The 10,910-nt window shown below is 63.9% G+C and carries 11 protein-coding genes; 4 read left to right on the top strand and 7 right to left on the bottom strand.

Annotated elements, in window-relative coordinates:
- Positions 1-173 precede the first annotated feature (173 nt).
- From HQL56_14350 to HQL56_14335, 4 genes are all read left to right on the top strand, one after another.
- A complete protein-coding gene (locus HQL56_14350; GenBank protein MBF0310700.1) occupies positions 174-860 on the top strand; it encodes an alpha/beta hydrolase in 687 nt (228 codons plus the stop codon).
- Positions 850-1,623 carry a methyltransferase gene (locus tag HQL56_14345; protein ID MBF0310699.1) on the top strand — a complete coding sequence of 258 codons (774 nt, stop codon included), beginning with the start codon at positions 850-852 and terminating at the stop codon, positions 1,621-1,623. Before HQL56_14350 ends, HQL56_14345 begins: the two co-directional genes overlap by 11 nt.
- Positions 1,623-2,618 carry a biotin synthase BioB gene (gene bioB, locus HQL56_14340; protein ID MBF0310698.1) on the top strand — a complete coding sequence of 332 codons (996 nt, stop codon included), beginning with the start codon at positions 1,623-1,625 and terminating at the stop codon, positions 2,616-2,618. Before HQL56_14345 ends, bioB begins: the two co-directional genes overlap by 1 nt.
- A gap of 84 nt (positions 2,619-2,702) precedes the next feature.
- Positions 2,703-3,377 (top strand): hypothetical protein, encoded by a 675-nt coding sequence (locus HQL56_14335; GenBank protein ID MBF0310697.1) that lies wholly within the window; start codon positions 2,703-2,705, stop codon positions 3,375-3,377.
- A 7-nt stretch (positions 3,378-3,384) separates the two neighbouring features.
- On the opposite strand, the gene bioA is transcribed toward HQL56_14335, so the two are convergent.
- The 7 genes from bioA to fliQ all read right to left on the bottom strand — a co-directional run bounded on the left by bioA (position 3,385) and on the right by fliQ (position 10,809).
- Positions 3,385-4,692: an adenosylmethionine--8-amino-7-oxononanoate transaminase gene (gene bioA, locus HQL56_14330; GenBank protein ID MBF0310696.1), complete on the bottom strand. Its 1,308-nt coding sequence runs from the start codon at positions 4,690-4,692 to the stop codon at positions 3,385-3,387.
- Between the two features lie 496 nt (positions 4,693-5,188).
- Positions 5,189-5,476: a hypothetical protein gene (locus HQL56_14325; GenBank protein ID MBF0310695.1), complete on the bottom strand. Its 288-nt coding sequence runs from the start codon at positions 5,474-5,476 to the stop codon at positions 5,189-5,191.
- A gap of 4 nt (positions 5,477-5,480) precedes the next feature.
- The gene (gene alaS, locus HQL56_14320) at positions 5,481-8,114 is read right to left on the bottom strand and encodes an alanine--tRNA ligase (protein MBF0310694.1); all 2,634 of its coding nucleotides are present in this window, start codon (positions 8,112-8,114) and stop codon (positions 5,481-5,483) included.
- A gap of 16 nt (positions 8,115-8,130) precedes the next feature.
- Positions 8,131-8,571: a regulatory protein RecX gene (locus HQL56_14315; GenBank protein MBF0310693.1), complete on the bottom strand. Its 441-nt coding sequence runs from the start codon at positions 8,569-8,571 to the stop codon at positions 8,131-8,133.
- 73 nt (positions 8,572-8,644) lie between these two features.
- Positions 8,645-9,727 carry a flagellar biosynthesis protein FlhB gene (gene flhB, locus HQL56_14310; protein MBF0310692.1) on the bottom strand — a complete coding sequence of 361 codons (1,083 nt, stop codon included), beginning with the start codon at positions 9,725-9,727 and terminating at the stop codon, positions 8,645-8,647.
- A gap of 12 nt (positions 9,728-9,739) precedes the next feature.
- Entirely contained in the window at positions 9,740-10,534 is a 795-nt protein-coding gene (fliR, locus tag HQL56_14305; GenBank protein ID MBF0310691.1) for a flagellar biosynthetic protein FliR, read from the bottom strand.
- Between the two features lie 5 nt (positions 10,535-10,539).
- Positions 10,540-10,809 (bottom strand): flagellar biosynthesis protein FliQ, encoded by a 270-nt coding sequence (fliQ, locus tag HQL56_14300; GenBank protein ID MBF0310690.1) that lies wholly within the window; start codon positions 10,807-10,809, stop codon positions 10,540-10,542.
- Positions 10,810-10,910: the final 101 nt, after the last annotated feature.

Below are 10,910 nucleotides of genomic sequence, written 5' to 3'. Positions count from 1 at the left end.
GGGGTTGGAAGTCAACAGCAAAAGGAAGAGTCCCAGGGCGCTGCCCTGGACCCGTTGGGGGGGATAATCTCCCCCAAACCCCGGTATACCTGAACAGATACAAAGTCAAAGGATAGAACATTTTCTTTTTTTGATAATTAAAAGATAACATATTGAAAGTCAAAAGATAGGCGATGGAAGAGAAAAGACCCCTGTTGCTTCTGGTCCACGGCTGGGCCCTGGGCCCCGGTTTGTGGCGCCCCCTGCGGCACCATCTGCCGGGATGGCGCACGCACTCCCTCAACCTCGGTTTTTTCGGAGAGCTCGACACAACCCTTCCCCAGGAACCCTGGATCGGCCTCGGCCATTCCCTGGGCTACCTGTGGTTGCTCTCCCGCCTCGCCGACCCCGCCATCGCCCGATACTCACAAGGCCTGGTCAGCATCGGCGGCTTCTCCTGCTTCCACCGGCAACAGGACTTCCCCCACGGCGTGCCACCCCGTCTCCTGGAACGCATGCGCACCCGCCTGCAAGAGGATCCCCTCCAGGTCATCAGCGACTTCGCGGCCCGCAGCGGCGTTCATCCCCCGCTTCCCGCCGCCGGACTCCAGCCACACCTCCAGCACCTGGACCAGGGACTGGCTTTGCTGCAGGAACACGATGCCCGTTCCCTCCAGAAGGATTGGGCGACCCGTTGCCTGGCCCTGGCCAGCCGTGACGACCCCATCGTATCCCCCGACATGAGCCGGGAGTGCTTCCCCGATACCATCCTCCGCTGGAGCGACACCGGGGGACACCTCCTGCCCCTGACCCGCCCCGCCTGGTGCGCCGGGATGCTGACCCCCTTTCTCACCGCCCGGGAGGAGCGCGATGTCCGCTGATTGGTCCCGGCGCGTGCGTCGCTCCTTCGAAGCCGCTTCCGCGACCTACGACGAGTCGGCCCGCATTCAGCAGGAAGCCGTGCGGCATCTGATGCGCCGGATAGATCCTCTGGAACTGGGAAATACACCGAATATACTGGAGATTGGCTGCGGTACCGGTTTCCTGAGCCGGGCGCTGCGGCAGCGTTGGCCGCAGGGCAGGCTGCTCTGCACCGATCTGGCCCCCGGCATGGTGCTGCGATGCCGTCAACGCCTGGGGGAGAGGGATGGTCTCTCGTTTCTGATCATGGACGGGGAGCATCCGGCGGTGCGGGGAGGGTGGGATCTGGTGGTTTCCAGCCTGACCTGGCAATGGTTTGCCGATCCGTCCGGAGCGCTGGTTCGCTGGGGCGGTCTGTTGCGTCCCGGCGGCTGGCTGGCTCTGGCCACCCTGGGAGAGGGGACCTTCCGGGAGTGGGCGGAACTGTGCGCCGCGCGGGGTGTGCCCTGCGGCGTACTCCCCTTTCCGGACGCGGCGACCCTGTCCTCCTGGTGGCAGGGCGGCGGAGAGGTGGAGGAGGTCCGCCTGACGGAACGACACGCCTCGGGACTGGCTTTCCTGCGCCAGTTGCGGCGTATCGGCGCCGGAGTGCCCCGTGAGGGACATCGCCCGATGGAGACCGCGCCCTTGCGCGGGATATTGCGTGGTTCGGAAAATACCGGTGCGTTTGCAGTGAGTTATCGGCTGCTGGTCGGCCTTTTTCAGGGACGGGAAGGTGTATGATGGTGCAAGGCGAGGCTTTTTGTGCCGGGTTGCCCGAAAAAGTGCTGTCGGGTGAAGGACTCTCCCACCAGGAGGCGTTGCGGGTGCTGGATGGCGATCTGCCCCTGCTGCCTCTGCTGCAGGCGGCTTTCCGGGTAAGGGAACACCACTTCGGACGCGGGGTGCGGGTGCATATCCTGAAGAACGCCCAGAACGGCTATTGTCCGGAAGACTGCACCTACTGCGCCCAGGCCGCCGGCAGCGCCGCCCCCATCGAACGCTACGGGCTGGTGGAGGAGACGGAGTTGGAAGAGGGAGCCGCCAAAGCCTGGGAAGCGGGGGCCTATCGCTACTGCATGGTTCTGTCGGGGCGAGGCCCTTCCCTGGACCGCGTGCGGCGCATGGCCGACCTGGTGCGACGGCTGAAGGCGCGTTTTCCCATCCAGGTCTGTCTGTCGGCGGGCCTGATCGACCGGGAGATGGCCCTGTTGCTGCGGGAGGCGGGTCTCGACCGTTACAACCACAACCTCAACACCGCCGAAGGCCACTATGGCCGCATCTGCACCACCCATACCTACGCCCAGCGCCTCTCCACCCTGGAAGCCGCCAAAGGGGTGGGGCTGGAGGTCTGCTCCGGGCTGATCGTGGGCATGGGCGAAAGCTCCGACGATCTTTTGGAGGTGGCCGACACCCTGCGCCGTTTGCAGGCGCGCTCCATTCCGGTCAACTTCTACGTGCATGTGGCGGGCAATCGTCTGGGAGCGCAGCAGGGCTTGACCCCGGAGCGGGGGCTGCGGGTGCTGTGCCTGTTCCGCTTTCTCAATCCGGATGCGGAGATTCGCGCCGCCGGCGGGCGCGAAGCCAATCTGCGGGGCCTGGAGAGCCTGGCCCTCTATCCGGCCAACTCCCTCTTCGCCGAAGGCTACCTCAATACGGCGGGACACGGCATCGAACGCACCCTGAAGCTGATTACCGACGCCGGTTTTCAGGTCGATGGGCCCTTGCATGCGGATTGAATTGGCACTTTTTCGGGAATGCGCTACTCTGGTAGATGGTTCGGAAGGATTTCCGGATGGAGTGACGCAATGGAGGGAACCACGATGTGGCGGACAAAATCCGTTCGAATGGTGATCGGGGCAGGGCTCATCCTGCTGGCCGGGTGTGGCAAGCCCCATGAAAGGGAATACAAGGTGGATGACGGGCCCAATGCCATGGGGCAGGTGGCCAGTCAGTGGCTTCGCCAGCTCAAGGAGACCTTCGGTTTCGCCGGGGATGTGCAGAAGGCGGCCCGGTTCGGTGCGGATCTTCTGGAAAACGATCCTGCGCTGGCCCAGTCGATTCAAAAAGGCGATTTCAAGGATGCTTTGAAGAAAGTGAGCAAAAATGGCGAAGTGAAGGATCAGGCCATGCAGCTTCGCAACAAGGCTGAAGAGGCGGGTATCGTGCCGAAGGCGAGCTTGAAAGAGCAGCTTTCGGTATTGACGAACTCCTCCAAGTTGAACAGTCTGCCCAACGATGGTTCCCTGGTGCCGGTCCCGCGCTCGGGCAACCTGACGGTTTACGGAGATGGCAAACCGCCGCCGAGTAAAGCCGCCAGGAGGAGGGGTGGGCCGGACACAGTCATTGCACCCTCCGAGGACGGGACGGCTCCGAAAAAGGGTGAATCCCTGCAGGGGGGGCGGCAGTGGAATATCGCGGAAGAGCAGGAAAATCAGGCGGAGCGGGAGTGGCAGGAGCTGCAGGAGGCCGCCGCCAGACGCCAGGGTCGGAAATGAGGTTGTATTACACGACGTGTCGCAGGGCCTTTTCGATGCCGTCCCAGCCCCGATGCAGCTCGTCGGGGGTGATGCAGAAGGGGGGCAGCAGATAGACCACGTTGCCCAGGGGGCGGATCAACAGCCCCTCTTCCAGGAAAAAGGCCTTCAGGGCGGGCCCCAGCGGGGAGTGGTAGTCGGCGCGGTCGCTGTCGAGGTCCAGGGCGGCGATGACGCCGATACTGCGGGGACGGCTGATGCGGGGGTGTCCGGCCAGGGCGGCGAGACGTTCCCGGTGAATGGCCTGAATGGCGGCCACCTTTTCCAGGCTCTTTTCCCGGTGCAGAATCTCCAGTGAGGCCACTGCCGCCGCGCAACTGATGGGGTTGGCGGTGAAGGAGTGGCCGTGGGCGAAGGCCCGGTCGAAACGGTCGCCCCGGAAGGCCTGACGGATTTCCGGGGTGCAGACCGTGAGTCCCAGGGGCAGAAAACCGCCGGTGAGTCCTTTGGAGAGGCAGATCAGATCCGGGGTGATGCCCGTCTGTTGGCAGGCGAAGTGGCTGCCGGTGCGTCCGAAGCCGGTCATCACCTCGTCGAAGAGCAGGGGAATGCCCTGGGCGCGCACCCGCAACGCCGCTTCCCGCAAGAAGGAGGGGCGGCACAGGCGCATGCCGCCGGCCCCTTGCACCAGGGGTTCCACCAGCCAGCCGGCGCACGTCTTGCCGTGTCGTTGCAGATAGTGGTCCAAGGCCTGCAACGCCAGCCTCTCTTTTGTTTCCACCTCGGGGTCATCGTTCCAGGTTGCCGGGAAGGGCAGGGTATCCACTTCGAAGAGCAGGGGCTCGAAGGCGGTGAAGAAGCCGCTGCTGCGTCCCACGGACATGGCCCCGACGGTATCGCCGTGGTAGCTGCCCTCGAAGACCACGAAGCGGCGGCGGTTTTCGCCCCGGTTGACGGCGTGTTGCAGGGCCATTTTCAGGGCCACTTCCACGGCGGTGGAGCCGTTGTCGGAAAAGAAGAACTGGTCGAGTCCCGGTGGCAGGATGCGGGTCAGTTCCTGGGCCAAGTGTACTGCGGGACGGTGGGTGAAACCGGCGAAGATCACCTGTTCCAGGGTTTGGGCCTGGCGGGCGATGGCTGCGGCGATGTGGGGATGGGCGTGGCCGTGGATGTTGACCCACCAGGAGCCGATCAGGTCGAGGTAGATCCGGCCATCTTCGCCGAAGAGGCGGGTTCCCTGGCCGGAGCGGATGGGGATGGGAGGCGGGGCCCCCTCTTCCTGGGTGAAGGGATGCCAGATGTGGCGGGCGTCGGCGTCCCGGAAGGAATCGTCCATGATCGCAGTCCCAAGGGCGGTCTGTTCAGTCATACGGGGGTCCGGGGGGGATTATCCCCCACGGCGGGGTTCGGGGCGGAGCCCCGAGGTGTTGACGTAGCGGTCCGCAGCATTCGAGGAAAGCGCACCAAACCACCACCCGCACGATTCAGGATGACCGCTGCGGACCGCGGGGGGGCAAGGGGGGGCCTCATCCCCCCATCCTTGAACGCACCACCAAGACACAGCCGAGGTTGTTCCATGAAAAAGAACGTCTTTTCCTTGAGAACCCGAACCGTGGCCGAATTGGCACCTTCAAGGATGGGGAGGGTGAGTCCCTCCCCTGGCCCCCTCCGGCGGGTCGAAGGGGGAACACGGTTTGGAAGCGGTTCGGAGTTGGCCGTTTCTCTCTTTGGCTTCGACCCGCCAAAGGCCACGTCAACACCTCGGGGCGCTGCCCCGAACCCCGCCGGGGGGGATAATCCCCCCGGACCCCCGTATGACTGGCTACTGATCCTCACTCCTCGATGATGTCGCCCCGCATGGCCATGGCATGGCCCACCGGCAGAGCGCCGCAATCACCGTCCCGGGCATTGAGGAAGTAACGCACCGAGCCGACGCGCCCGTAATTCTCGAACATGGAGTTCCACCCCTTGACGTAAAGGGGACAGTTGTCGTTGAAACAAACCAGCAGCACATCCGTGCCGAAGCCGAGACCGTCTTCATAGGTTTGCGGAGCCACGGACCATTTCTTCATGGGCTCCTGGCAATGGGGGCAGGCCGCATGGCCCGTGACATCACTCATATCTTCATACTCCTTCCAGTTGACGCAGCCACGTCTCCACGCAGGACAGGGCTTCGGGCAGACGATCCGCACGCGGCCCACCACCCTGGGCCAGATCCGGTCGCCCTCCGCCCTTGCCTTCCACCGGGAGGCAGGCGCGTTTCATCATCTCCCCGGCCTGGACCCGTGCGGTGAGATCCTTGGTCACGCCCGCCAGCAGCACGGCCTTATCCTCCACCACCGCGCCCAGCAGAATCACGCCGGAAACCAGTTGATCCTTCAGACGATCCATCAGCTCCCGCAGTTCCTTGAGATCGCTGTTTTCCACGGTGACCGCCAGAAAGGGCAGACTGCCGACGGAACGCACCCTGGCCGCCAGTGACCCCGCCAGATCCCCGGTGGCGGCGGCCCGCAACTGCTCCAGCTCCTTCTCCAGCTCCTTGACCCGTGCCAACAGGCGCTCCAGGGAGGAGTCGATGCCGTCCAGCGGGCTTTTCAACACACTTGCCACCCGCTTCAGGGCGGCGTTGTCCTCCAGCAGGGTTTGCCGCGCCTGAGGGCCGCATACCGCCTGCAGACGACGCACCCCGGCGGCTACCGCGCCTTCGGAGACGATGCGGAACAACCCGATCTCCCCGGTGGCCCCCACATGGGTGCCGCCGCAGAGTTCCGTGCTTTCGCCCAGGCGCACCACCCGCACCTCGTCACCGTATTTTTCGCCGAAGAGAGCCATGGCCCCGGTGGCCACCGCCTCGTCGGGAGTCATGACCACCGTCTCCTGGGTGGCGTTGCTCCAGATGGCGGCGTTGACCTGCTCTTCGACGGCAGCCAGCTCCTCCGGCGTCAACGCCTGAAAGTGGGAGAAGTCGAAACGCAGCCGGTCCGCAGCCACCATCGAGCCCGCCTGCTTGACGTGGCTGCCCAGAATGCGGCGCAGGGTGTGATGCATCAGATGGGTGGCGGAGTGGTGACGGCGCACCGCCTGCCGATGGGTGGGATCCACCTCCAGGGAGACCGCCTGATCGGCGGTGAAACGCCCTTCGACCACCTTGCCGTAATGCACGATCAGATCCGGCAGGGGCTTTTTGGTGTCGGTGACCTGGAACAGGGCGTTCTCCCCGCGAATGAGACCCCGATCCCCCACCTGACCGCCCGATTCCCCGTAGAAGGGGGTCTGGTTGCAGAGCAGGAAACCCTCTTCCCCGGCGTCGAGATGCGGGAGTTCCGCACCCTGTCGTCCCAGGGCCAGAATCGTGCCCTGCACGCTTTCCGTGGTGTATCCCAGGAATTCGCCGGCGCCGTGCCGCTCCTTCCAGTCGTGGAACAGTGCGGAGACCCGTTCATCCCCGGATCCGGCCCAGGCGGCGCGCGCCCGTTTGCGTTGCGCGTTCATGCGCTCCTGGAAACCGGCCATGTCGAGGCTGATCTGACGATCCCGAGCGATGTCGGCGGTCAGATCCACCGGAAAGCCGTAGGTGTCGTAAAGGGTGAAGACCGTCTCCCCATCCAGTTGTCCCCCCTCCGCGACGTGGGACAGGGCCTCGCCGAGGAGTTTCAGTCCGGAACCCAGGGTGGTGGCGAAACGGCGCTCTTCGGTCTCGATGACCATGGAGAGGGTGCGCTGTTGTTGCGCCAATTCGGGGTAATCGTCACCCATGAGCCCGGTCAACACCGGCACCAGCCGGTGCAGGAAGGGGGTCTCCAGACCCAGCAGCCGGCCATGACGCATGGCCCGGCGCATGATGCGCCGCAGCACGTAGCCCCGTCCCTCGTTGGAGGGCAGCACCCCTTCGGCGATGAGAAAACAGATGGCGCGGATGTGATCGGCGATGACCCGCAGGGAGACATCGCTGTTTTCGCCGCTGCCGTAGGCCACGCCCGTCAGACGCGCGGCGGCCTGAATCAGAGGTTGGAACAGGTCCGAATCGAAGTTGTTGTGCCGACCCTGCAGAATGGTGGCGATGCGTTCCAGCCCCGCCCCGGTGTCGATGCAAGGGTTGGGCAGAGGGGTCATCCGGCCCGCTTCATCGCGATTGTACTGCATGAATACCAGGTTCCAGATCTCGATGAAGCGGTCGCCGTCCTGATCCGGGGAGCCCGGAGGGCCGCCGGGGATCTCGGGACCGAAGTCGTAGAAGATCTCGGAACAGGGCCCGCAGGGCCCGGTGGGGCCCATGGACCAGAAATTGTCGCTGGTGCCGATGCGAATGACCTTCTCCTCGGGCAGTCCCACCACCTCGCGCCACAGGCGATAGGCTTCGTGGTCGTCGGCGTGGACCGTGGCCAGCAGATGCTCCACCGGCAGGCCCAGCTCTCCGGTGACGAACTCCCAGGCCAGGGTGATGGCCCCCTCCTTGAAATAGTCGCCGAAAGAGAAGTTGCCCAACATCTCGAAGAAGACGTGGTGACGGGCGGTGCGCCCGACATTTTCCAGGTCGTTGTGTTTGCCCCCGGCACGCACGCACTTCTGCACGGAGACGGCGCGGCGGTTTTCCCGCTTCTCCTCCCCCAGAAAGACGCTCTTGAACTGAACCATGCCCGCGTTGGTGAATAGCAGGGTGGGGTCGTTGCGCGGAATCAGCCCGGACGAGGGCACGATGGCGTGTCCGTGGCGGGCGAAAAAAGCGAGGAAGCGTTTGCGAATGTCGTTGCCGGTCATAGTCTTCTCGTCGTTTTCAGTCCTGAAGCAGCTCCAGGATGATGGTGCCGTCAAAGCCGCGTCGGGCCAGAAAGGCCTGTCGTCTGCGCCGCTCCCGGGCATCGGCGGGCGGCGTTTCGCCAAAACGTTTTTCCAGGATGCGCCGGGCCTCTTCCCGCAGGTCGATACCCTCCATGGCCTGATGCAGCGCCTCGCGGGCCTCTTCCTCGTCGATGCCGCGCTGGCGCATCTCCGCCCGGATGGCCATCGGCCCACGCCGTTCCAGCCGTCGTTTGGCCAGATTCAGCGCGTAGTCCGCATCGTTCAGGTAGCCCAGTTCCCGGCAACGCCGGATGGCCTGTTCGACGGAGGCCTCGTCGGCTCCCTTGGCCAGCAGACGCCGGGTCAACTCCCGGATGCTGAACGGGCGGCGGGCCAACATCGCCACCGCCTGATGGTAAACGGCAGAAGGTTCCATGCTCAATGGATCGGATGCAAGGGTTGTCGCGGGATAAAGGGATTATATTGTTGCGACACGGGTGGATAACCGGTCAAGCGGCGCGTTGGGCGCGACGGTTTTTCAGTCCGTAAACGTAGGCCAGCACCTCGGCCACCGCCTTGAACAGCTCCGGCGGCACGAAGTGGTCGATGTCCACATCCCGGTGCAGGGTGCGGGCCAGAGGGGGATTCTCCACCAGGGGCACGCGGTTCTCCCGGGCCAGTTCGCGAATGCGTTCCGCGACGACGCCCCGCCCCTTGGCCGTCACCTGGGGGGCGCTCATCTGGCCGGGCACGTAACGCAACGCCACCGCCACATGGGTCGGGTTGGTGATGACCACGTCGGCTTTGGGCACCTCCTGCATCATGCGGCGATGGGCCATCTCCCGCTGGATCTGACGGATGCGTCCCTTGAGCAGCGGGTCGCCTTCCGTCTGCTTCATCTCGTCCTTGACCTCCTGCTTGGTCATGCGCAACCCTTTGATATAGTCGAACTTCTGATAGGAGAAATCGAGTACCGCCAGCACGATGAAGACGATGGTCACCTGCCAGACCATATCCATGGTGTGGTCCGTCATGAGTTCGATCACATAGGGCAGGGAGGTGGCGCTCAGTGTGGCGATCTCCAGACGCAGATCCTCGATGCTCCAGTAGACGGCCAGGGAGACCACGGTCATCTTGAGGATCGATTTGAACAGTTCGATCACGGAACGGGAGGAGAAGATGCGTTTCAGCCCCTGTGCCGGATTGACCTTGGAGAATTTGGGCTGCAACGATTCGAGGCTGATGATCCAGCCGTGCTGGAACAGGGAGCCGAGGACGCCGAAGGCGACAAAGAGTCCGAAGAAGGGTGCCAGATCCCAGAGCATGGAGACGACGAGTTCCCGGGCCAGCACCACGAGACCGGTTTCGGTGAGGTCGTCCTGAATCTGGCCGCTGAGCAGGAAGTGCATCTTGCCTTGCAGGGCTTCCCAAAGGGTTTTGCCCTGAAGGGCGAAGAGGAGGATGGCGGCCAGAAAGAGCAGGGCGGTGCCGACTTCGCGGGAGTTGGGCACCTGCCCTTTCTTGCGGGCGTCCTCCAGTCGCTTGGAGGTGGGGTCTTCGGTTTTGGAGTGTTTGTCGGAATCGTCGGCCATGGGAGGGTTCCTTTACAGACCCGCGACTTTGAAGGCGAGGTTGGTGAAGGCCTCGATCTGCTCGGTGAGCACCTGGCCGAAGACCATCATGGAGAGGCCGAGGATGAAGAACCCCATGAGTTGGGCGATGGGCATGGAGACGAAAAAGACCTGAATCTGGGGGGAGGCGCGGTTGATCAGGCCCATGCCCAGGTAGAGGAGTTTGGAGGAGACCACGATGGGTGCGGAGAGGAGCAGGGAGAACTGGAAGAGTTGTCCCAGTGCGGAAACGGCGGATTGCACCAGTCCCTGACCGGAGGGCAGGGTGTGGCCCGGCGGGAAGCTGTGGAAGGAGCGGGCCAGGCCGTCGATGAGGATATGGTGTCCGTCGATGCCCAGGAAGATCATCAAAGCGGCCATGTAGAGCATGTTGCTGATCACGCCTTCCTGGAGTCCGGAGGTGGGGTCCATGACCATGGCCATGGAGAGGCCCATTTCGAAGCCGATGATGGATCCGGCGACCTGGACGGCGACCAGCACCCAGTGGGCCAGCATGCCCATGATGGCGCCGATGAGGAGTTCGGAGACGGCGGCGAAGGCCAGGAGAAAGGGGTTGCCTTCGCCTTCGTGTGGCCAGTGGGGCACCAGGGGGAAGAGAACCAGGGTCAGGGTCATGACCAGAGCGGCGCGAATGGTCAAGGGGCCGACGGTGCGGGAGAAGAAGGGCGCGGAGAGGAACAGGCCGCTGATGCGGGCCAGAACCAGGGCGGCTCGTTCCACCTCGCCGGTGGAAAAGCCCAGGAAATCCATGAGGGCGGCGGGATCCACGGGCTTCAGCCGAGCAGGGTGGGAATGGATTCGAAGAGACCGACGAAGTAGTCCATCAGGGTGCGGATCATCCACGGCAGGGTGATCATCAGGGCCAGGAAGGTGGCGAGGATCTTGGGGATGAAGGTGAGGGTCATCTCCTGAATTTGGGTCACGGCCTGGAAGAGGGAGATGATGATACCCACCACCAGAGCGGTGAGCAGCATGGGCGCGGAGATCAGCAGGGCCACCTGCAAGGCGTCGGTGACCAGTTTCTGTACGGTTTCGATGGGCATGATGCCGGTTGCTCCCCTTCCGTTGGGCGGCATGGACCGAGGGTTGTCCTGATTATGTCAAATATGGACTGTCGGGAGCGGAAAGTCCAGTCAGGAGCGGT

It is taken from the genome of Magnetococcales bacterium (genome assembly GCA_015231925.1).
Taxonomy (GTDB): domain Bacteria; phylum Pseudomonadota; class Magnetococcia; order Magnetococcales; family JADGAQ01; genus JADGAQ01.
The sequence above is the reverse complement of the archived record's forward strand: the minus strand, read 5'-3'. Positions and strand labels throughout refer to the sequence as shown.

Coding starts and splice junctions, on each gene's coding strand:
- HQL56_14350 (MBF0310700.1), top strand. CDS start 174: ATGGAAGAGAAAAGACCCCTGTTGCTTCTGGTCCACGGCTGGGCCCTG.
- HQL56_14345 (MBF0310699.1), top strand. CDS start 850: ATGTCCGCTGATTGGTCCCGGCGCGTGCGTCGCTCCTTCGAAGCCGCT.
- bioB (MBF0310698.1), top strand. CDS start 1,623: ATGGTGCAAGGCGAGGCTTTTTGTGCCGGGTTGCCCGAAAAAGTGCTG.
- HQL56_14335 (MBF0310697.1), top strand. CDS start 2,703: ATGTGGCGGACAAAATCCGTTCGAATGGTGATCGGGGCAGGGCTCATC.
- bioA (MBF0310696.1), bottom strand. CDS start 4,692: ATGGACGATTCCTTCCGGGACGCCGACGCCCGCCACATCTGGCATCCC.
- HQL56_14325 (MBF0310695.1), bottom strand. CDS start 5,476: ATGAGTGATGTCACGGGCCATGCGGCCTGCCCCCATTGCCAGGAGCCC.
- alaS (MBF0310694.1), bottom strand. CDS start 8,114: ATGACCGGCAACGACATTCGCAAACGCTTCCTCGCTTTTTTCGCCCGC.
- HQL56_14315 (MBF0310693.1), bottom strand. CDS start 8,571: ATGGAACCTTCTGCCGTTTACCATCAGGCGGTGGCGATGTTGGCCCGC.
- flhB (MBF0310692.1), bottom strand. CDS start 9,727: ATGGCCGACGATTCCGACAAACACTCCAAAACCGAAGACCCCACCTCC.
- fliQ (MBF0310690.1), bottom strand. CDS start 10,809: ATGCCCATCGAAACCGTACAGAAACTGGTCACCGACGCCTTGCAGGTG.